At 50.3% G+C, this 21,666-nt stretch carries 13 protein-coding genes; 3 read left to right on the plus strand and 10 right to left on the minus strand.

What is annotated here, in order from left to right:
* Window positions 1-11: 11 nt before the first annotated feature.
* Both FMS18_RS00305 and rlmD read right to left on the minus strand, forming a co-directional pair.
* Entirely contained in the window at window positions 12-3,938 is a 3,927-nt protein-coding gene (locus FMS18_RS00305) for a class I adenylate cyclase (protein WP_163291751.1), read from the minus strand.
* Window positions 3,939-3,955: 17 nt separating this feature from the next.
* Window positions 3,956-5,353 carry a 23S rRNA (uracil(1939)-C(5))-methyltransferase RlmD gene (rlmD, locus tag FMS18_RS00310; protein ID WP_163291752.1) on the minus strand — a complete coding sequence of 466 codons (1,398 nt, stop codon included), beginning with the start codon at window positions 5,351-5,353 and terminating at the stop codon, window positions 3,956-3,958.
* Between the two features lie 39 nt (window positions 5,354-5,392).
* On the opposite strand from rlmD, the gene FMS18_RS00315 reads away from it, so the two are divergent.
* Window positions 5,393-5,701 (plus strand): hypothetical protein, encoded by a 309-nt coding sequence (locus FMS18_RS00315; protein WP_163291753.1) that lies wholly within the window; start codon window positions 5,393-5,395, stop codon window positions 5,699-5,701.
* Window positions 5,702-5,770: 69 nt separating this feature from the next.
* Window positions 5,771-6,496: a septal ring lytic transglycosylase RlpA family protein gene (locus FMS18_RS00320; RefSeq protein ID WP_163291754.1), complete on the plus strand. Its 726-nt coding sequence runs from the start codon at window positions 5,771-5,773 to the stop codon at window positions 6,494-6,496.
* An 84-nt stretch (window positions 6,497-6,580) separates the two neighbouring features.
* On the opposite strand, the gene FMS18_RS00325 is transcribed toward FMS18_RS00320, so the two are convergent.
* The 6 genes from FMS18_RS00325 to FMS18_RS00350 all read right to left on the minus strand — a co-directional run bounded on the left by FMS18_RS00325 (window position 6,581) and on the right by FMS18_RS00350 (window position 11,898).
* On the minus strand, window positions 6,581-7,084 hold the full coding sequence (locus FMS18_RS00325; RefSeq protein ID WP_163291755.1) for an FxsA family protein: 504 nt from the start codon (window positions 7,082-7,084) through the stop codon (window positions 6,581-6,583).
* Window positions 7,085-7,110: 26 nt separating this feature from the next.
* Window positions 7,111-7,851, minus strand: a complete 741-nt coding sequence (locus FMS18_RS00330; RefSeq protein ID WP_239060903.1) for a sulfite exporter TauE/SafE family protein — start codon at window positions 7,849-7,851, stop codon at window positions 7,111-7,113.
* A 54-nt stretch (window positions 7,852-7,905) separates the two neighbouring features.
* On the minus strand, window positions 7,906-8,073 hold the full coding sequence (locus tag FMS18_RS00335; protein ID WP_163291756.1) for a hypothetical protein: 168 nt from the start codon (window positions 8,071-8,073) through the stop codon (window positions 7,906-7,908).
* A gap of 112 nt (window positions 8,074-8,185) precedes the next feature.
* Window positions 8,186-9,697 carry a 30S ribosomal protein S1 gene (locus tag FMS18_RS00340; RefSeq protein ID WP_163291757.1) on the minus strand — a complete coding sequence of 504 codons (1,512 nt, stop codon included), beginning with the start codon at window positions 9,695-9,697 and terminating at the stop codon, window positions 8,186-8,188.
* 120 nt (window positions 9,698-9,817) lie between these two features.
* The gene (locus FMS18_RS00345; RefSeq protein ID WP_163291758.1) at window positions 9,818-10,570 is read right to left on the minus strand and encodes an acyl-CoA dehydratase activase; all 753 of its coding nucleotides are present in this window, start codon (window positions 10,568-10,570) and stop codon (window positions 9,818-9,820) included.
* Between the two features lie 50 nt (window positions 10,571-10,620).
* Window positions 10,621-11,898 (minus strand): double-cubane-cluster-containing anaerobic reductase, encoded by a 1,278-nt coding sequence (locus FMS18_RS00350; RefSeq protein WP_163291759.1) that lies wholly within the window; start codon window positions 11,896-11,898, stop codon window positions 10,621-10,623.
* Window positions 11,899-12,100: 202 nt separating this feature from the next.
* Between FMS18_RS00350 and FMS18_RS00355 the strand changes: the two genes are divergently transcribed.
* Window positions 12,101-13,672: a SidJ-related pseudokinase gene (locus tag FMS18_RS00355; RefSeq protein ID WP_163291760.1), complete on the plus strand. Its 1,572-nt coding sequence runs from the start codon at window positions 12,101-12,103 to the stop codon at window positions 13,670-13,672.
* Here the strand turns inward: FMS18_RS00355 and pbpC are convergent.
* Complete coding sequence (gene pbpC, locus FMS18_RS00360; protein WP_163291761.1) at window positions 13,669-15,975, minus strand: penicillin-binding protein 1C; 2,307 nt, start codon at window positions 15,973-15,975, stop codon at window positions 13,669-13,671. The genes FMS18_RS00355 and pbpC overlap by 4 nt on opposite strands.
* Window positions 15,976-16,085: 110 nt before the next feature.
* Window positions 16,086-21,485 carry an alpha-2-macroglobulin gene (locus FMS18_RS00365; protein WP_163291762.1) on the minus strand — a complete coding sequence of 1,800 codons (5,400 nt, stop codon included), beginning with the start codon at window positions 21,483-21,485 and terminating at the stop codon, window positions 16,086-16,088.
* Window positions 21,486-21,666 lie beyond the last annotated feature (181 nt).

The raw sequence follows: 21,666 nt of genomic DNA on the forward strand, positions 1-21,666 counted from the left end.
TGTCTGAAGCCCTAGACCACCGGGATCTTAAGGTACGGGCATTCAGAATTCTGAGGTACAAACTGTCCCAGTTTAATTTCCCCGTCGCAAAGTGAGCCAAGCTCCTCTTGCAAATATTTTTCCGGTGTTTCGAGTAATTTCATACTGACCTTGAGCGGTCTGCAAAAAACTTCACCCCAGTTGGTGCTGTATACAAAATGCACTTCCTGAATTTTTTTGCTTTCAGGCGGGGAACACAGGTTCACAATAAAGAATCCTCTTACCATGCGTTCTGCATTCAAGGTTTCCTCAATAGGGATATTGAAAGTTACCTTGGGCGGGAAAAACAGCATCAGTTCGCTGAACAGCTTCTTTATTTCACGTTCCCGCAGTGGACCGGAACTTATATCGGTTTTGACCTGCATGTCCTGATTGTACAAACCGTTCAAGGTCAGCCAGACCAGCATGAAGTGAAGGTTCCGGCCCGATTCAATGCGGGTCAGGATATTTCTGGCCCCGGATTCATCAGGGTATTCTCCGTGAACATTCCAGATATTTTCCTGTTCAGAGCGGGAAATATTAATGGAATTGAAAAAGTGGGTTCTGGGGCCGGGCAGGGATAAGCGCAGGATTTTGTCCTTGCGCTTGGCAAAGGTTGAGAAGATGACCCTGCCCAAGCGGGTCAGGTCTTCCGGGGTTATGGACATGCCGGGGATTTTATCCTGTTTTCCCCGTACCTTCATATAGGTGTTGATCATGAATTGGTTTATCCGCCTGCCGAGCTCTGCCACGGAACTGAAATCGGAAAGGTCTTTGAAGTCTTCAAAGGCTCCGCTGGCTTCATCACCGGACAAATTCATGGTGAATTCCAGCAATTCAATTTCTTCGGGACGGTTCGGGATGGACTGAACATCATTTTTTCCGACAAGTCCGCATTTTAAGCGCAGGGCCATGGCTGTCAGCCAGATGTATTCTTCTTGCCCGTGTGATTTGTAAAATTCAGCCAGATCCTGATAAAGGCGCATGTAGGGATCAACCCGTTTGATACTGCGTTTCCCGCTGATAATGTTCTTTTTCAGCTTCTCGCAGAGCAGGGAGTATTTGCTGTCCAAAGTATAAAGCTCCAAGAGACCGAATTTCATAATTGATTTAAAGGGGCTTTTAATGCCTTTGACGATCTGCCAGAGGGATGCCCCGAAAAATTCTTCAACCGGAATGCTTGGTATATTGCCGAGGTCTACGTAAAAATCATTATCTTTGAGCAGGGCGACTTTCTTTTTAGTGTCTCCATATCCCTTTTCCCCGGTTTCGGGAGGAGTGAACCACCATAAAGGCGGTTTGCCGGCCAACAGCAGGGCAGTGCGGTAAAATTCTTCTTTAAGTATTGCGCTTTGCGCTGAGCCGGAGCTTTCTTCATCACTTAGCCCGAAAAGATTGTTGCGTATTTCGCGGGTATCCATGATGAAAAAATGGATTTCAAGGCCGAATTCATTCATGGCCCATTTTTCAATGGCTTTAAGTTTTATGCTCAGTTTTTCCCTGTTTTCGGCTGTCTTGCCCGCAAAGTTGCAACAAACCCAGCAGTCTAGGTCTGAATCAGGGGTCTGGGCGATGGTACCGGTACTGCCGATAGACATGAAAGCTTCAACGGGAATGGCTGATTTCGCTCCGATGTCATATTTTATTTCCGGGAAGAATTCTTCCAGAAGTTTGATCGTCAGCGGGGAAAGTTCGTAACCGCAGATTCTGGAGCCCATGCATAGATGGTCCATTCCTGATTTAATTTCGAATACGTTCGTGTGCAGCAAGGCTGGTAGAATTTTAAGTAATTTTTTGCTGTCAGTTTCTAATTTTGACTCAGACCATTTCAGCCTTCTGTTATTGTTGTCTGCAAAGCATTTGTGGCAATGTTCAATATCTTTAAGTACATACCAGCGTTTGATGGCTTTGTGCAAAATCCCGCGCCCGTACTCGCTGATGTCGCCGAATCCTGCGGATCTTTTTTTCTTTTTTTCCCTTGCAGAGAGCCTTGCCGCAAATGTTTTGCCCATGGCTCTCAGTAATTCCGGTGATTCCGACTTTACATTCATGGCCCGGCAGGTATTGGTGTTACATTGCGTAAAATGTGAACCGTGGATTCCTGAATCCCTGAACAATGCGGTTTCAAAATCAGACAAGCTGAAATCGCATCCCCTGATCATTCCTTTATAAAAAAAAGCTTCCCGGAAATCACAGGCTAGGAACATTATTCGTGTAAATCTTGTGCGGCAGAAATATGTACCGGTAGTGGCAACCGCATTGAACTGACAATTCTTGAGATTGCTCAGAAAGAATACCGCTGAATCAAAATGGGAAGTTTCAAAAAAGCAGTTTTCAAACGTACAGTCATAGAATGTGGATTCATCAAGGGAGCAACTGCTGAAATTGCAATCATGGAATTCACATTCAAGAAAGACAGCATTGCTGAAGGTGCAGCCTTCAAAGGTACATCCCTTAAAAGAGCACTCCTCCATAAATGATTCTTTGAATTCGCAGGCTGAAAAAGTTGAGGTCTGGAAGGTCAGCCCTCGGGAAAGGCTTTTCCATTTGTTGAGTTTGTGCAGCCTTTGATTGGTGATCTGGCCATCTGTATATACGTCCGGCATGCCGTCGGATTGTTGTGCTATCGGTTTTCCGAAAATTCGCTTGAATCCGGTCTTTTCCTGCTCCTTGTTCTCAATGTTGAGCACAATGGGGCCGCCCTGTTTGACGAAATCAACACCGGGGACGGTCTTTCCTTCAATCATTTCCGGTCTGATCGGTTCAGCGAGGGTGTCGGTATCCATTATTCGGGCCAGCACCGGCTTGAGGCTGTTTTTCTTTTTACTGCGGGATTGTTTGAGTACCTCGCTCAAAAGACTTCCGAAACATTGAGGGTCCTCTTCACTTATTGTTGAATAGAGAACCGCAAGCACCGGGGTGCGAAATCCTTCTAGAATTTCGTTCATGAAGCGCGCAAAATTATCATTGTTCAGCAGCGGAACCCGGTTGATAAGTTCCGCACGTAGTTTGGGCGTTTCATTGAATATCTGGGCAAATATCCTGCCTCTGCGACTGTCCCCGAATTTAGTCAAAAAATCCATGGCCGCTTTGGCTAAGGGCAGGGAAGGAGACTTAGCCAGTGGCAGAACTTCCTTAAGCAGTTCGTCATCAATTTCATCGGCGAGCCTTTCCACTGCACGGAGCACCTTTTCCATGATAATGGGGTCCATGGTTTTCAGGTGAAAAGAGACATCACTGACCATTTCCCCGTCCGGGTAGGGGGGCATGCTGTCCGTGCAGAGGGTTATTTCATCAAGGCTTTCCGGTTCGCGCAGTTGTTTCCGACAGTTTTCACCATAGTTGCCGGCCATGAACCGGGCCAGCGAGCTGAATGAAAGTTGTCCTTTGCGGGTCCCATTTTTTTCAAAGAAATCAATGCTCTTGGATAGGTCCAGATCTTTTGCCAGATCAAGAATGGATTTTGCGAATTTGATCCTTTCCGGGACATCGTCATTTGGCACAGTGAGCATGCGGTCAGCTACTGCAATGGCTGTGTGATCGTTTTGCCGGGAGAACCAGTCCTTTATCCGTGAAAACGGAAGCAACCGATTGCAGAGCAGGAGGGCGGCAAGGTTTCTGCCGCAAGGTCCCATCATGGCGAGATTGTCGAGACAGATGTCCTCGGTCGTATCATCCGGGACTGGCGCAAATGATATTTTACCGCTCTGCTCAGCTTGCAGTTCAATGGATTTCAGGCCGAGACCGTAAAGCAGCATGGCGTATCTGGCTGATTCAATACCGTCCGGGGAAGTTTGAACCCTGCTGAATTTGCCGTCAATTTTGTAACGCAATTCCGCAAGCTGCCGTTCTTCAGGAGGGTAGAGATTCAGCCTGCGCAGTTCCCCTAGCAGGGTGTCATGTGTTTCAGTCTCAGCCATAAAATATCCTGACCTGTTTAGCTTGTTTTCGTCAACAGCGCGATGGATTCCACATGAGCCGTATGCGGGAACATATCTACTGCTGCAAAGCGGTCCAGTCTGTAGCTGCCATCCATTTTAGCCACATCACGGGCAAGAGTTGCAGGGTTGCAGGAGATATAGAGAATCTTTTCAGGTCTCAGCTCAAGCAGTTTATTTAAAGATGGCTCAGGCACTCCGGAACGCGGAGGGTCAACGATGACCATATCCGGGCGGTCCAGATCAGCTGGCAGCCCTATTTCGGAAGCAAGGTTGCCTACAATGTATTGCGTGTTTTCCAGTCCGTTGAGCGTAGCGTTTTCTTTTGCTGATTCCACGGATTCTTCGGAAACCTCAATGCCGATGAGTTTACCAACATCCTTGGCCATGAACATGCCGATGCCGCCGGACCCGCAGAAAAGGTCCCAGACCACATCGTTGGGGCCGGGAGCAGCCAGCTCTGAACTTTTTCGGTACAGAATCTCCGCTCCTTTAGAGTTGGTCTGGAAAAAGGCATTGGGAGTGATACGATAGTTAATTTCACTGCCGTCGGCACGGGTCAGTGTTTCGGTAATGTAATCCAGCCCGGTCAGCGAAATGAGTCTTTCACCGGTGGCGAGGTCCGCACGTCCTTTGCGGGTGGAGTGCGCAAAGCTCTTAAGTTGCGGAATGTTGTCGAATAGGAGTTTACCCAGCCCCTTGATGGTGTGATGGGATTTTGCCGGTTCGGTGATCAGATGGATCATCATTTCCCCGCTGTAGTGGGAGAAACGGACCACCAGCTTGCGCCAGTATCCGCCCCGGTTGTGGCGGTAGGTGCCGATCCCGGTTCGGGCGCAATAATCACGGACCAGTGCCGGGATGTCGGCACATTGTTCCGGGAGCAGGGGGCAGCTGTGGATATTGAGCACTTCAGTTTCAGAGCCGCGTCGTTTAAATCCCAGTTTCAGGGCATCGCCGATGCCGTGAAAGGAAAATTCCATTTTGTTGCGGTAGCCGTATTCCAAGGGAGAAGGCAGGGCTTCATCGCCCATGCCCGGAGTGTTATCAGCTATTTTTCCGATGCGTTCCAGTGTTTCACAGACCTGACGTCCTTTCCAGAATGTCTGTGCACTGTATTTTATATCCTGATGTAGGCAGCCGCCGCAGGAACCGAAATGTTTACAGGCCGGAGTCTGTTCTTCTTCAACATGGCTGATGATTTCAGTGCGCCGTGCTTCTGCGAACCGTTTTTTCGACTTGGTGATTTCGCAGCGAACTGTCTGACCCGGAACAACTCCTTCCACAAACAGGGTCAGGCCTTCGTAGCGTCCGATGCCACGGCCCCCGAAAGCCAGTGATTCAATTTTGGTTTCAATTATATCGCCTTTACGGATAGGCTTGGTATCATTGCTCATGTTTGACAGTTCTCCTTTGGTCGCTGTACGCTTCAGTCCATGATTGATAAAGCTACAGCACTTGAATCGGTTTTGCGGAAGCTTAAAAAACTTCCCGTGGGGCATTGCATAGACCTGCGCACTTATAAACGCAACCGTTCCCTTTTAATTTTGCATATTCGAGAGCAGGAATTCATTATTTACGAAGACGGCTATGAAACAATGGAGCATGAGTCTGCAATCAAGGGCATGAAAAAACTCCTGAAGACCCTTTTTAAAAGGGAATTTCCACGCAGCAACAAAATTCGTATGTATGAGCTTGGCGAGTACAACGAAGAGAAACACCGCCGTGAAATGAAAAAGTTATAGAAGCTTGCCACCGTCCCGAAATCTGCATAATGGTAACATGCATTGTAATAAAATGGGCAGGAGAGATAAATGATTAGATGTTTTTTGTTTGTACAGCTTTTGCTGCTGATGGTCGCGGTTCCGTCTTTTGCGCAGGATGAAACTCAGAACAGGACGGAAGGGAGTTCCTCCGGGGCTGAGACAATTGTGATTCCCGCAGATTATAAAGAGCAAGGCATGGCTTCATGGTATGGGGAAAAATTTCAGGGAAAGCTTACCGCCAGCGGTGAGCCATATGACATGGAAAAAATGACCGCCGCCCACAATTACCTGCCGCTGGGCGTTAAAGTAAGTGTCACCAATCTCAGCAATAAGAAGAAAGTTGCAGTGATCATTAACGACCGTGGTCCTTTTGTGCCGGATCGCATTATCGATCTTTCCCGCGCCGCAGCTCAGAAACTTGGTTTTATTGATGCCGGTAAGGTCAAGGTGCTTATTGAGCCCTACCGCCCGGAACCAGAACCGAAGCCTGCGGCCGCTCCTGCTCCGGTCATTGTGCACAAGAAGCTTTACGGCGCATTCTACATTCAGGCCGGAGCCTATAAAGTAAAGGCCAATGCCGACCGTCTCATTGAAAGGCTGAATAAGGCCGGATTCCACAATACCCGCACTGTCCGGGTTGTCACCGACAGTGCCCAGATTTTCAAGGTTCAGCTTGGTATGTACAAGACCTTGGCAAATGTCCGTAAAGCGCACGGTTCTCTTGGAAAAGGCTTTCCGGGGACGTTTATTCTTGCGGATGTGATTCAGGATTAGGTCTTTTTTTTAAATTTGATATGAAAAAGTCCCGCAACACTTTCCGTGTTGCGGGACTTTTTTTGAGTCGAATTGCAGCCGTTATTATTGCAGCGGCTTATCATCCTTTTTGTCTTCCACTTCCACATCAATGACATCATGGTCATCAATGCGTCGTTTGGGCTGTTCCTGATTGGTCCAGGCGGTGAATTCTGAATTATGGTGGACCACATGGATATTGGGATTGTTCTTCATATTTTCAAACTGGGATCTGAGCATGCGTTTGAAATAATTGCGGGTGAGGGGGAAAAGGATGAGTAGGCCGAATATATCGGTCATGAAGCCCGGTGTGAGCAGGACCAGTCCGGCCAGAAATATAAGTACCGCGTCGAGTATGTCCTCGGCGGGCATGATGCCTTTATTCAGGTTTTCCTGCACTTTTTGCATGGTGGCTACGCCTTGCGATTTGGCAAGGGCCGCACCGACAAAGGCGGTCAGCAGACAGAGGGCAATGGCATTGAGGGTCCCGATTTCAGAACCGATCTGTACCAGAATGTAGAGATCGATCAGGGGAATGAGTACAAAACCCAGAAAAATCTTAGCGAACATTTAATCTCCCGTGCTTAATTTCATAGTTAGACGTTCTGGAATATAAGCATCAATCCCATGATGACAAGCAGTACCATGACGATTCTGCGGTAAAAATCCTCCGAAAGCAGTCCGGAAATCATGCCGCCTGCCAATGTTCCCATCACAATGGGCAGGGTGGAAGCCAGAAAGAGCTTAAAAATATAAATGGTGGTCAGCCCGCTTAAGAGATGGCCGACGGCTGCCATTATGCCTGCGGCCATGAAAAAGCTGACCAGAGTTGCCTTGAAGCTGTCTTTGTCCCAATCGCGAAGAGAAGTGTATATGATGGTAGGCGGGCCTCCTGCGCTGACTGCGGCGGCTATGGCTCCGGTCATGAATCCTGAAAGATATCCCCATTTGTCACTGATATTCAATTTGATTGGTTTGGCGATAAGTGAATATGCTGCGAATCCGGCGATGAGGAGGCCAAGAAACAAACGGATATAGTCGCCATTAACTTCTTTTAGCATCATAGTCCCAAAAACAGATCCGGGCACGCTGCCGATGATGAGGGGAAGTATTTTGTTGCGATCAAGGCTTTTGCGCAGTTTGTAGGTCATGTTCAGGTTGATGAAAATCCCGCAAAGCGTACACACCGGTACTGCGATTTTAATATCAACAACATAGGCCAGCAAGGGCATGGCGATGAGGGCGCAACCGAATCCGGTTAATCCCTGCATGAGTCCGGCAATGAAAAAAATAGCGGGGACTAATACAAATGGAGACATGATCATTAATGGAGACATGGGGGAATCCTTGTCATGATGAACTGCATGTGCGCAGTTGAAAGAGAGTGAAAATTATTTTTTGCGTAAAGTCAGCAGGATGAGATTGTCGTGGATAGGTTCTTCGGCAATGATTTCAGATTTTCTGACCTTACAGATAATATCAATGTTGGATCGCTGGTCCGGGCGGATTTCCAGCTTGACGGTTTTGCCGGATTGGATGCTTTGAAGGCGTGAACTCACCTCCTTAAATCCTGTTCAGCAATCTCTCCAGCAGATGACAGTGTTGTTGTTATTCATAATAAAATAAAAAAAGGCCGGACATTCCCAAAAGAATGTCCGGCCTTTGGAATGACTATTTTTTGTTTTTCAGGGCTGCCTGAAGCTTGTCACCGAGCAGGCCGCCGAAACCGCCGGAGCCACCGGAGGTGGAGGAAGTTCTGGGAGCGGATTTGCGGGGTGCAGACTTTTTGGGAGCAGACTTGGTGTATTCTTTCCAGTCATTATCTCCGTCAGCCTTCTGTGCGTCACCTGCGGTGAGGGTCACCTTGCGGTCAGAGGTGTTGATCTCTTCGATGGAGATGGTCACCTTGTCGCCGGGCTTGAGTGCTTCCAGCTCGGCCTGTTTGCCGGAGCGGGTGATGCGGGACATGGGCAGCAGGCCGGTGATTCCGGGAGCGAGGTTGATGAAGATACCGAACTCAGCGCGGTTCTCAACAGTTCCTTCTACTTCCTGACCAACCTTGAAACTGTCTTCCATATCCATCCAAGGATCACCGGCAGCGTCTTTCATGGACAGACCGATACGGCGTTTGACCGGATCAATGTCCTTGACCATGACGGCAATTTCCTGACCGGGGGAAACTTCGTCTTCCGGTTTGTGAACGCGCTTGGTGTAGCTCATTTCGGAAATGTGCACGAGGCCTTCAATGCCGGGTGCGATTTCAACGAAAGCACCGAAATCAGCACAGCGTACAACTGTACCGCTGATTTTGTCTCCGGCCTTGAATTTGTCACCAACTTCATCCCAGGGGTCAGCCTGAAGCTGCTTGAGGGACAGGCCGATTTTGAGGCCTTTGCCGTCTTTGCGCGGCTCCATGGCAAGGATGCGTACGGTTACTTCATCACCGGGCTGGACGATGTCTTCCGGCTTGGCGGAGCGGGACCAGCTCAGTTCGGAAACGTGAACCATTCCTTCTACGCCGGGTGCTAGTTCAACAAATGCGCCGAAAGGCATCAGCTTAGTGACTTTACCTTCGAGGACTGCATCTGGTTGAACATCCTGAACAAACTGTTCGCGGACTTTTTCCTGTTCCTGTTCGAGAAGAACTCTTCTGGAAACAACGATGTTGCGACCGTTTTCTTCGAACTTGATGACCTGAAAATTGTGGGTGCTGCCAACAAAAGCTTCAGCATCTTCGACAAAGGATGTGTCGATCTGGCTGACCGGGCAGAACACTTTGCGGTGCATCATTTTTACTCTGAAACCGCCTTTGCAGGTTTCTGCAACCTTGCCTTCGACCGGGACTTTGTTCTCGTATGCTTCACGAAGCATATTGAGACCGCCCGCGCCGGACATGGCTTTGGAAAGAACGATTTCATTGTTGTTCATGGAGATAACGTAGAGTTCCACGCTGTCTCCATCTTTAACAGTCAGTTCGCCTTCTTCATCGGTCAGTTCATCGCGGTCGACAACTCCGTCTACCTTGGACCCGGTGTCAACAAACACGGAATCTTTGGTGATGGAAATGACGGTTCCTTTGATCTGGTCTCCGACCTGAAGGTTGTCGTTGGATTCGGACTGGAAGGCTTCAAACAGTTCGGCAAAGTTCTCTTCGCCATTTGTTTCCAAGTTTTTCTCGGACATGCTCTTGTATCTCCTGAAAGGGCAAATTGATCCCGGCAAGGTAGGTTTTTTATAGTGCCGTGGACAATGGGAACCTAACGGGAAAAGGCGTAATTTTCAAACGATTTATTCATATATTTTTTATTGCGCTTTTCCGTGCCTAGCCGCGCCCAGTGCCCCGGCAAAATCAGGGTCTTCGGGAATGAGCGGTTTTATGCCTAATGACTCTTCTAACATATTGACAACGCAGGGATTGTTGGCGACCCCTCCGGCAAAGACCAGCGGTCCTTTCAATCCAACCCGGCTCAGCATATTTGTTGTGCGGCGTACGATTGATCCATGCAGCCCCAAGGCAATGTCGCGTGGATTTTTTCCCTGCGCCATGAGTGAAGTGGCTTCGGTTTCCGCAAAAACAGTACACATACTGTTGATCTGGAGCGGTTCACTACCTTCCAGCGCATAGTTTCCGAAATCTTCAATGGGAATTTGGAAAACAGTTGCGAGATGTTCCAGAAATTTCCCGGTCCCGGCAGCGCAACGGTCATTCATTTCAAATTTTGCCACCTTGCCGTTGCCGAGCAGGGAGATGGCCTTGGTGTCCTGCCCGCCGATATCCAGAATGGTCCGCGCTTCCGGGTAAAGATCCGAAATTCCCAGCGCGTATGCCTTAATCTCAGTGAGTGAAAGACATTCGCATCCGGTCAGTTCTTCGGTGACCAGTTTGCGCCCGTATCCGGTGGCGGCAATGCGTTTAAGATTTATGCCGTCCAGAATTTTATTGATCTGCGAAGATGGATCAAAAGTCGTGGGAAGTTTGCGTTTGAGGGCGATTTTATCACCATCAAGAACAACCAGTTCCATGGAACGTGATCCAATATCAATACCTGCAATCATGTAAACTCCTATTAAAAGGGGTAGATGTAAAACACCTACCCCTTTTAATACTAAGATATAATTTCGACAAATGCTTCAACGCGGGTCTTTAATTGCTCTACATCTTCCATGCTGTAGTCTGTTTCGATTGCCAGCATGGGCACTTCGGAATCGGCAAGCGCATTTTCTACTTTGAAAGTTTCGTGGGTGTAGGGCTGGCAGAACATAAGTGAATAATGGATTACGCCATCCACTTTGGTTTTTTCAGCCAGTTTGGTAATGTTTTCGAGCCGTTCATTGTTGGGAGTGAAGCAGGCACAGTCTATCTTCATGTAGCGGTCGCAGATTGCGTCGATCATCTCTTCCACGGTTTCGGCGGATTCATCTACCAGATCGCGGGAGTTACGGGTTCCGATGCAGGATTCTTCAGAAACAACCACCGCGCCGGAGCTTTCCACGATGTAAGGCAGTTTCCAGTTGGGTACAGCCATTGGGCAACCTGCCAGCATGAGTCGGGGAGTTTTTTCAGGAACAATCCCTTCATTCTTGGCAATGCGTTCTTCGATCTGGTCGCAAAGGGCGTTGATGGAGCTGGTGAAGCGCACCGGATCATCATAAAAGCTGACCTGATTGATGAGCAGTACATCACGCCCGGAGATAGGGGTGGGCACAGCGGCGCGCAGGGTGTTCAGCCGTTGCAGGGCACGACGCTTGTCGTTGACGGTTTTGATGGATTTCTTGAGAGTTTCAGCAGTGATCTTTTTCCCGGTCAGCTCTTCCAGCTTTTCCTTGTAGCGCATAACTTCGGCTTTCCAAAGTTCGCGGTCGGAAGCTTCCTTGCGCTGGGGGATTTCCATGACGTACATGGGAGCCATTTCACCGAATGCTTCGTAAGCTTTCTTTTTGCCGTCGCAGGTGGTCTCACCGATGATCAGGTCGCAGGATTCAGTGTAGGGACAGATCTTAGCCATCTTGAAGCCGATGAATGATTTGATCAGGGCGCAGGTATTGCGGGGCACAACGGTCTCCGCTGCCTCGGTTCCGGCATCAGCTCCGGCGCAGAGACCAACTTGGATGGCATCCACCGCAAGGGTCAGTTCTTCGGGGACAAAAACACAGAAGGTACCGATGATTTTGCGGCCTTCTTTTTGGGCATCCACCAATTCCTGAATGCGCAGTCCGTGGACTTCTGAAAGCACTAAATCCAGATATTCCATGCCCTGCAAACGGCCCTGCTGACTCATATAGATATCGCCGTAAAATTTACCCAGAACTTCCAGCAGCCCCTCATGGGCTTCAATATCGAGGTTCAGGTTTTCCCACATGTCGGTGTACGAAGCTTTTTCCATGGTCAAATCTCCCGGATTTATTGTTGAAAAAGGGTCTGGCCAAACCTCTCTTGAATAAATCAGTTCCGGGGTTGCGACAAATAGATTTAATTTATCTGTTTGAGATTAATGGATTTGTGTGGCTGATAGGTGCAATTCCTTTAGCTGGCTTTAAAGGAGCGTTTCGTATAACTCTTTGCTGCACAAAAGCGCGAGGGATAAATTGAGAAAAGACGAAGCCACAGCATACGCGCGGGGATTGACCCCGGAACGGGAATTCAGCGCGGCCTATATGGATGTCCGTAATTTGCGGGCACTGCTCCAGAAAGAACCGGAATGTGCGGATAATGAAATTGTCCACGCGGTCTCGGATGTACTTATGGAGCAACGTTACAGCTCCCAGCGCATGTCGCAGCTGCTTTATCGGGAATGTGCCAAGGCCCTTGCCGCCATTGGTCACGGTTGCCCGGATTGTGCTGTTTCGCACTCTGCTTTGCATTTGCAGATTCAGGCAGCTTCCAGTTGTAAAAAATATGCTGCCGTAGAAGCTTCCGGCGGGCTGGGCGTGCTGCCGTTTGAGATCCCATTGCCTGATCCCCCGGAACCGTTTTCCGGCTTTGCACCTTCTGTAAAATGGGAAGTTCTGCTCAAGAATGCCGGAGTTGTGGGCGAACCTGCCTTTTCAGGACGCAGCGCGGTCATGGAGGCGGAGGGCGAGAACCGTATTTTTGCTATTAAGATCCTGCGTAAAGGAGAAGTTCCAGAAGGATTGCATCTCGAAGGACGCTGGATGGAACGGCTTTGCAATGAATCCGGGGCCGATAATGTCCGTTTTGATTGTCCCTGTCCGTATACCATCGGGGGGCACGTGGTTTTCAAGCTGGAAGGATTGCCAGCAGAGGCACCGGAAAATCTGCACCAAGAACTTTACGCCATGGCTTATCATGCCCACAGTGATTATTTTATTTACCCCAATGATGACCGTGAGGAGAAGCGCAGTTCAGCTGATGAAATGCTGGAAATCATGGGCCGTAATTCTTTTCTGCTGGGACAATTAGCAGGGCAGGGCGTAGTGCATGATGCGCCGATTCCCCTTTTTCATAACCGGGTGCAGGCCACCCGTCGCACGGATGAAGGCGTTTACGAATGGCGCAGGTTCGGAAGGCTGGACCGCTGGCTTGATTCCTGCCGTTACCCGAATTTCGGACGTTCCGGTCTGCGGGATTTTGAGCATTTTCAGGTCATGAAGCCGGGGCGCGATCCCTTTTATTGGGCTATCGGGTCGCATTTCATGTCCATCCTGCTGGTGCTGGGCAGCTGGTTTCGGGCGCAGGAGCCGCAGCTTTGCGGGCTTGATGCGAATAACGAACCCATTGATGCCCGTCATCTCTTTGATGCTGATTTTTTTGAGCGTGTGGTGAAACATTGTTTCGATAAATATTACCACGGCTTCACCGGAAGAAAGTTCCATAATGAAATTGACCTGCACATCCCTGAACTGGTGCAGGATATGATTAATGAAATGGGCGTGGATCGTCACATGTTCGAATTCATGCGCGTGGTGGATCAGGAAATTTTAGAAGATGATGAGTTCCGCAAATATCTCATCAAATGCGGCATGGAACCGGATAAGGCATATTCCATCGAAAAGAATAAAGAAGATATCCCCCTGACCACCGGGCCGCATCTCGGCGACTTCAACAGCACCATATCATTACCGGAAATTATCGAATGGTCCGCCATGGCAGCGGGGTGCTGCATTGCTTCACGTGCTTTGGGGGATCGGTGGGGCTAGCGCACCTCAAACTCTACAGCATCCACCCGCCCAATCTCATCTGATACTGAAATCCTGTGTTTCCCGACACTTATTTCAGTAAACAGTTTTTCATCAAATTTGCCCTGACTTACCAATCGTCCATCAAGGAACCAGTGCAGGGTTCCGCTGTCCGGGCCTGCTTCGGATTTTAGGGCTATCTGCTGGAATTTCAGCGGGGTGTCCTTGCGTAGCAGATAGGGGGTATTGGCTGCCGGGGAGATAATTTTGGGGGCGATGCCGGATGGAATCAGGTCGCAATCCGGGGCCAGTGGGGGCAGCTGCGGTACTTCAAGATTGTTTTCAGCCCGCCATCTTGCCAGTTTGGCCGGGATGGTGCGGATTATTTTTGTTTTGATGCCCTTGCGTCCGAGGCATTCCCCGGAAATGCGGTAACCGCTTTTTCCGTCCACGAAAATCTGGCGGCACTCTTCGCAAGGGTGCAGCCTTGTTTTGCCGGAAAGGCTACGCATGGTTGTGCGCTTGGAACAGAACGGACCGGGAAGCTGGCGGCTGTGTGCGCAGACTTCCACTTCGCTGATGCCGGAGCCTTCCGGGGGCGCGGGTAGTTTTCCGCCCGGTGCAGCCAGACGGAGCAGGTCGAAGAGCAACGGCCCGGCATGGACAGCTCCTGAAATACCCTTGCGCGGCCTGCCGTCCGGGTTTCCTACCCAGACGCCGATGGCGTAATCTCCTGAAATCCCTACAGCCCATGCGTCACGATGCCCAAAAGATGTTCCGGTTTTCCACGCAGCTTCGGGCATGTCGCGGGTGAGCATCCATGTTTCGTTCATTTCCGGTCTGGTTACCGAGGAAAGCATTTCAAGGACCAGCCATGCTGATTCCGGGGAAAGAATCTGCGTGCTGATATTGTTTTCCCCGGCAGTGACGCTAAATGGTTTGAATTTCCCGCCATCAGCCAGAGATGCATAAAGATTCGTCAATTCGGTCAGCTTGATTTCACAGCCGCCCAGCGCGAGGGGCAATCCGTATTCCATAGCAGCCTTATCAAGGGTACTGATCCCGCCTTTTTTTAGCAGCTCGATGAATTCCGCCACTCCGGTTCGGGCGAGAGTGTTTACTGCCGGAATGTTTAGGGACTTGGCAAGGGCCTGCCTGACCGTGACCTGCCCGTGATACATGCGGTCGTAGTTTTGCGGGGAATATCCGGCGTAATCCACCGGGATATCATAGACAAATGAATTCGGCACCAGCTTACCCTGATCAAAAGCCAAACCATAGATAAAAGATTTGAGGGTCGATCCGGGAGAGCGCTGTTTGTCTGCCAGATTAATTGCCCCGCCGAACCCATTTTCAAAAAAGTCCGCCGAACCGACCAATGCCCGAATTTCACGAGTGGGTATATGGATGATTATGCAGGCAGCATTGTCGATGTCATCTCCGCGCAACCGGGCTACGTGGTTCTTGATAATTTCCTGCGCACCCTGCTGCAAAGTTGAATCAAGAGTGGTAACTGTTTCAGGAACTCGACCGCCGCGCTCTAAAACCATGCGGCAAAAATGGGGAGCTTTAAGGGGAACGGGGCGAACTGAATCCGGCAAGGGCAGCTTCAAGTTGCGTTCAATTTCATCTGGCGGGAATACTCCTTTCTTCGCCAATTGATGCATAACCCGGTTACGTCCCGCGCGAGCTTGCTGCGGATTGCGTAGCGGATCATAAAATACAGGTCCACGCGGAATGGTGGTCAGTAAGGCAGATTCACCAAGTGAAAGAGTGTCCGGGCCATGACCGAAATAGAAATGGGAAGCCGCGCCAACTCCGACGATGTTTCCGCCGTAGGGCAGCATATTCAGATATATTTCCAGCAACTCATCATTTGAATGATGCAACTTGAGTTGCAAAGCCCGAAAAGCCTCAATGGTCTTGGCCCATAGAGTTCTTTTTTTCGGCTCAGCCATGCGGGCAATCTGCATGGGGATAGTTGAGGCCCCGGAGACAACGTGTCCGGCTGATATATTTGCAATCGACGCGCGAAGGATTGAAACCGGATTAATTCCCGGATGATATTTAAACCATCGATCCTCCGAAGCAATCAGTGTCTTCTTCAAGACTGGGGAAATCCTAGAAAAGTCCGCATGCATGCGTCGCGCCCCATCCGGGGGCAGGAAAATACGCAAGGCCTTTCCTTCACGGTCCCTAACAACTGAGGCAACAGGAGGATGAAGCTTGTGCTCAGGAAACGGAAAAAGTAGATCGAGCGCAAAAAAAGACGCGATCAGGAAGAATACGACTCCACCAAGTATAAATAAAATTCTCTTCCTCATCACGATATGAACTTAACCAACGGTACTATTAAAAGTTTCTGAAGGGGATGGGGTCTGGGGAAGGGGAAACTCTTGCAAGAGTTTCCCCTTCCCCAGCCGCCGGAGGCAAATTATTTGATAATCATCTTACCAAGTTCGGTAGCTGCGGACTTTTCAGGATCATACATCCCTTCCACCTGTACCGGGGGAACTTTAAATTCCCCACGGGTCACAGCCCGGAGCAGGGTTACGTTCTCGACCTTGCCCTTTGCGGGAATGGAAGAGAATACCAATATACGGTCATCGCGAATATCTACGTGGTCCGGGCGAACATTGCCTTTGTCGATCCACGGTAAATCTTCGCGGGTGGCAAGCTTGGTGTTCTCGGGCTCCAGACCGGACGGTAGCAGACAACTGATCACAGCATTGGAGACAGGTTTGGCTGTGGAGCTGACCACAGTGCGCATGGCAACAAGCTGGCCCTGCTTAATGGAATTTATGTCCAGTGGTTCACCGTCACGAGTCAGGAACTTGCGCTTGATCTCAAGCCCGTTTGAATAAGGCTTCCAACTTTCGATGGTCGGTACTGCGCGGCTGTTGACAGCCCAGACAAATGTTCCTTCTTCGGGCGTGGAATCAAGCTCAATGGAAAGATCCGCATTGTCTTTGACTGTCACCTGTGCGGTTCCGTTGATTTCGAAAGAAGCAAGTTCTTTACCACCACTCATGATCTTCCCTGCCGGATGCGGCGCGGACTTGGTCTGCCCGAAGAAAGTGCCCAGCGCAAGGAACCCAAGAGCGTTGTCCTGAGTAACGTTGCGCCCATCGTCAGCCATGAGATTGTAAAGCTTGCTCGCAAGCTGCGGGATGGCTCCGTCTTTGCGGTCAGCTTCCATGCGTACTAAAAGTTCAAGTGCTAGATCACGCACTTCGGAACTGAACAGCTGATCTTTGTCCTTGCCTTTTACTGCGGCTGGTTTGGATGAGATTAGTTCCCGATAAGCTGCCATGTCACCGGAAGCGGCAAAGGCTCCGGCAAGCAGCGTCAGGGATAGCTTATCCATGTCCGCTGCTTTTTGTTCACGCAGGTAGTTCATGGGGCCGTGCATGACCTTGCCGGAACGGGCCAGCACATATTGGGCGTAGCAGGGCAGACGGTAGGAATAGCCATCGCGGATGGTGTCAGCGTAGTTGTTGGCAACAAAACGCTTGGCCCGGTCCAGGAGCATACTGTCAACCTGATAACCGGAAATGGCGGCCTGTTGCAGAAAATGCAGCACGTAGACGGATACCCACGGCTCGGAACGATGTCCGCCGGGCCACATGGAAAAACCGCCGTCGGAGGTCTGCATCATGGACAGTCTGCTCAGTCCGGACTGAACCATATACTGCGGGGATTCTTTATCAAAGGACTGCGGTGAAAGCTCGCGGGCCAGTTCCGGGAACTTCAGCAGCGGGAATGCTTGAGAGACAGTCTGCTCCGCGCATCCGTAAGGATAATGAAGCAGATAATCGAGCTTCCCGGCAAGGCGAAGCATGGGCTGGTTACCGATAAGCAGGGTCCGCTCGGCAGTACCTACCCGCATACCTTCAAGGTTTGCCGGAAGTTTGGTTGATTTATCTTTTATGAAACCGGACTGAGATGAACGCTGCACAGGCAGAGCCGCGCGGATGTTCAAATCAATGCTGGTTTCGGCTATTTCACTATTGCCCTCAGCTGAGAATTTGAAGGCTGCCGGACCGAGGTTCGCCCCGGTTTGGGTTTTGAAGAAAGCGGTCTTCTGCCTGGATTGCGGAACTATGAACCCTTCAAGTCCCATTTCAGTTTTCATGGCACCGCTGGTTTTGACTGCAATGTTGAAATTGCCGTCTTCCGGGGTGTCGTTGCGTACGTTGACCGGGATATCGAATATTTCATCCGGTGCCAGAAAGCGGGGCAGGGTCGGGGTGACCATGAGCGGTGAACGCACGGTCATGATTTTCGAGGCCGAGCCGAATTTCCTGCCGTCACTGACAACAGCCATGATGCGCAAAGCACCACTGAATTCGGGAATCTCGGCATTGAAGATGGCCTTACCATGCTTGTCCGCAGTGATAATCCCGGACCAGAAGGTGACCGGTTTGACCCTGCGGATGGCGGAACTGCCAGCGAACTGCTTCATCATAGCCAGTTCCATGCCGCCGCCAGCAACAGCCTTATTAATAGGTCCGGCATCGGGCATGAGCAGACCGAAGGTATCGGACCAGCGCACACCAAGCGCACGCTTGGCGTAGAAGTAGTCAAAGGGACTGGGTGTTTTCTGCCCGGATAAGCGCAGGATGCCTTCATCTACTGCGGCAATGGTAAGTTTGGCACCGGGTTTGGTTTGGACCTGCAAGGCCACGGTCCGTTCTGGACGGGTGGTCTTGGGGCAGGTTATATCGATACCGAGTCTGTTGCTTTCGCGATCCACAAACAGAGGCACCGCGCCCACTGCCCGCGCACTGGAACCTGCTTCAAGTTTGTTCACTGAGCGGATCAGGGTGGCGGTCACGTATGCATTGGGGCTGATTCCTTTTTGTACCGGAACCTTGATGGTGGCGGTGTTACCTTTTACCTCAAGGGTTTTGGTCCAGCGAATGGAATTGTCTTCAATGGCGACCAGCATACGTCCGGCAAAGGGAGTGCGGATCTGGTACTGGGCCATTTCTCCGGGTTTGTAATCGCCTTTGCGGGTGGGGACGATCTCAAGGCGGGCCGGATTTTCCAAAGCCCACGGGGAATAACCCCAGCCGCCGCAGAAAAAGTCAGCCTGAGCAGAAACACCGGACTGGGGGGCACTGAGAATTACCCGGTAGCTGCCGAATTCCGGCGGGCTGAGCCTGAATGACCCAGTAGCTTCTTTAGCTGATATCTCGCGGGTCTCCAGCAATTGCGGATCGCGCTCGGTTACATATTTATAAGAACCGGACGGGGTGGCCCGGACAATGGTCTGCCAGCGGTCGCGGTAAAGCTTCATGAGCAGCTTTCCGGCCTTGGTCTTATCGCCTTGCGGGGTCAGGGTCACGTAGTCGAGCTTGACAGATTCGCCTTGCTCGTAGCCCTGCTTGGTCAGTTTTTTAAGGCCGGGGTAAAACTTTGAAATGAGTACCGGATCGGTCTTTGTTGCAGTAACTCCGCGTCCTCCGGTTTCGCTGACCCGTGCGGTCATGCGCGCTTGAATGGCGGAGTCTGATTTGAGGCTTGCCGGGATAGAAGCAGAGAAAGCAAATTTCCCTGATTGGTCCAGCTTGGCTTCAGTCTTCAAAATCTCACGAGGTTTGAAGGAACTTTCATCTGTGTTAAAGCGATAAGCTTCATATCCTTCAGGATTAAACTGAGCAGGCTCAAGCATCACCCGTGCATTTACCGGAAGGTCTTCAGCCGGGGGACCGAACAGATAGCGGCCTTCCACTTCGAAATTGAGATTCTGCCCTGCGGAAGCTGGTTTTGCGGTGATGATTTCCGCGCTGATGCGGTCAGGCATGAAATCTTCCACGGAATAGCGGAAGTTACCGATGCGTTCATTACCTGCCAGCATTTTGATGTTGAATTGTCCGGTTGGCGAGTAATCGGGGATGGCCCGTTTAAATTCGATCATGCCCTGATTGTCGGTATGTACTGTGCGGCGGAAAAGTTCCCGTCCACGCTGGTCGGAATAGATCAGGACCACGGGCATTTTCTTGGGCGGCTTAAGCTTGCGGTCGCGGACCACAGCTACGCCTTTCACGGTTTCGCCGGGACGGTAGAGATTACGCTCCCCGTAGGTGAAAGCGGTTAAGCCTTTGGGAGAGATCCGCTGCCCGGCAATATCCAGTCCGGCCCGGTCTGTGGCAAAACGGTCCATTAGCATGAAGGTCATGTCGTTTTTGCGGGTGACTACTGCCATGTACGGGCGGCCGAGGTCCTTGGACATATCTTTTTTCTTGATGACCAGCATGCCCCGTGAATTGGTGGTTCCGGAAGCTATAATCTGATTGCGGTTGCTTATCAGCTGTACTTTTGCGTCAACCATTGGTTTGAGATTGGAAAGTGAGGAAATCCAGAACAGGGTTTCTTTGTCGCCTTGTTTGGCAACCACACCGAGGTCGGTAACCATGACCCAGCGTTGCACGCCGCGCCCTTTGCCCGGAACAGTGGCCGCAATGCGATAAAGACCTTTGCCACCCTCGGCAATAAAACTTTTTACTGAGAGGGGGGTGGTTTTGAGTACGTTCTTTTTGCCGGAAGTTTTAACCTTGCCGGAGAAAATGCGGTTGCCCAGTGCTGCGGAGATTCCGCCGCCGTAGGTGTTGGGGTCAAAGGCCATGTATCCGTAATGGGTAAAGAGCGAGAAAAGATTGTTAGGAAAGACCCGGTCCACGGTTACGTTTATTTCACGGGTGTTTACGGTTTTAATACCAAGGGTTTTGTAGCCGGATTCTGAGAGAAACATACCGGCGGAGGAAAAATCCGCAGTGGGTTCGATATTCGGGATGGTTATGTTTTCGGTGATTGTTTTTTCAAGCAGGGCTCCGTCTGCTGCGACCAGTCCTTTTTTCAGGGTGATGGAATATTTTTTGCCCGGTTTAAAGGGGCCGGAAAGGATCAGCTTTTTGCCTGATGCGGCAGCGGAAATGTTGATAGCGGGCTTGATGTTCAGCATTTCAAGTCCCTGCGCCGGGATTACCGGACTGGAAAAGCCCAGTTCAACCCTTGCTCCGGAAAGGGAACTTGCAGCCTTGTACCCAGAATAGCCCAGCACCGGATCGAAAACCACTTCGATTTTCTTTTCATAATCCTTGCCCAGCACCATGGCTCCGCGTCCGTCGGGCAGGTCTTTGTTTATTTTTAATACGTATGTTTTCGGATCGATCTCTTTTTCTACGGGCGCACTGACAAAACGCTGGTAGTAATCATCATAATTGGTGGTGATGCTTAAGGGAATCTGTTTGCCGTCCGGTCCGCTCAGGGAGAGATTTTTGAGGGTATTTTCCGGGGTTACGTAATTGCTGAAATTAATATGCCCTTCAATGCGTACCTTGCGTCCTTGGCCTGCCACAGGTTCGGTACGCAAACCGATCTCCTTGACCCCGAAACTTCCGGTCTGCACAGAGAAGGTCTTTTCCCCACTGAGAATCTGACCTTTGAGCAGGAAATTTTCCGGCTTAAGTTCAATGGTAAAACGGGTATCGCCCTTGAATGCAGGATCGGCAGTAAAGCGCAGGGCATAGGGGTTGATCCAGCGCCATTCCCCTTTTACTTCCGGGGTGATTGTGGCCGGTACTTTCTTCAGGGCAAAAGATGGGGTTTCCGGGCCGATGGGCATGTCAAAGGCCAACAGCAACTGCGAATACCCCTGACTGTCGAGGCTGACGTCAGTGACCTTAACTCCTTCTCCCGCATTCATTCTTGCGGAAACGGATTCGTGTTTTGTTTTAAGTAAACCTGCCGCCTGAATGATGCAGATCATGAGCAGCAGGGCGATGATGATATTTTTTTTGTCTTTGAACGGGGTAGGTCCTCTATCCATTTTGGAATCCTCGTCTTTATGTGAAATTTATTTAATTACGTTTGATTACCACGCAGATAATGCCATTTTTTTTGCGCGCAGTCATCGTGCAGAGTATGGTCTTTTTTTATAATAACATGCTTTTTATGGAATTGTCTGTTCGGCAGGTGTTGTTTGCAAGATGTCGTTAACCATGTATGGT

This window comes from Desulfovibrio sp. JC022 (genome assembly GCF_010470665.1).
Lineage (GTDB): Bacteria > Desulfobacterota > Desulfovibrionia > Desulfovibrionales > Desulfovibrionaceae > Maridesulfovibrio.

What these genes read in the sequence shown, in the direction of transcription:
- FMS18_RS00345 (WP_163291758.1), bottom strand. Translation starts at nt 10,570, where the DNA reads ATGATTGCAGGTATTGATATTGGATCACGTTCCATGGAACTGGTTGTT.
- FMS18_RS00340 (WP_163291757.1), bottom strand. Translation starts at nt 9,697, where the DNA reads ATGTCCGAGAAAAACTTGGAAACAAATGGCGAAGAGAACTTTGCCGAA.
- FMS18_RS00325 (WP_163291755.1), bottom strand. Translation starts at nt 7,084, where the DNA reads ATGTTCGCTAAGATTTTTCTGGGTTTTGTACTCATTCCCCTGATCGAT.
- FMS18_RS00320 (WP_163291754.1), top strand. Translation starts at nt 5,771, where the DNA reads ATGATTAGATGTTTTTTGTTTGTACAGCTTTTGCTGCTGATGGTCGCG.
- FMS18_RS00305 (WP_163291751.1), bottom strand. Translation starts at nt 3,938, where the DNA reads ATGGCTGAGACTGAAACACATGACACCCTGCTAGGGGAACTGCGCAGG.
- rlmD (WP_163291752.1), bottom strand. Translation starts at nt 5,353, where the DNA reads ATGAGCAATGATACCAAGCCTATCCGTAAAGGCGATATAATTGAAACC.
- FMS18_RS00330 (WP_239060903.1), bottom strand. Translation starts at nt 7,851, where the DNA reads ATGTCTCCATTAATGATCATGTCTCCATTTGTATTAGTCCCCGCTATT.
- FMS18_RS00350 (WP_163291759.1), bottom strand. Translation starts at nt 11,898, where the DNA reads ATGGAAAAAGCTTCGTACACCGACATGTGGGAAAACCTGAACCTCGAT.
- pbpC (WP_163291761.1), bottom strand. Translation starts at nt 15,975, where the DNA reads ATGAGGAAGAGAATTTTATTTATACTTGGTGGAGTCGTATTCTTCCTG.
- FMS18_RS00365 (WP_163291762.1), bottom strand. Translation starts at nt 21,485, where the DNA reads ATGGATAGAGGACCTACCCCGTTCAAAGACAAAAAAAATATCATCATC.
- FMS18_RS00315 (WP_163291753.1), top strand. Translation starts at nt 5,393, where the DNA reads ATGATTGATAAAGCTACAGCACTTGAATCGGTTTTGCGGAAGCTTAAA.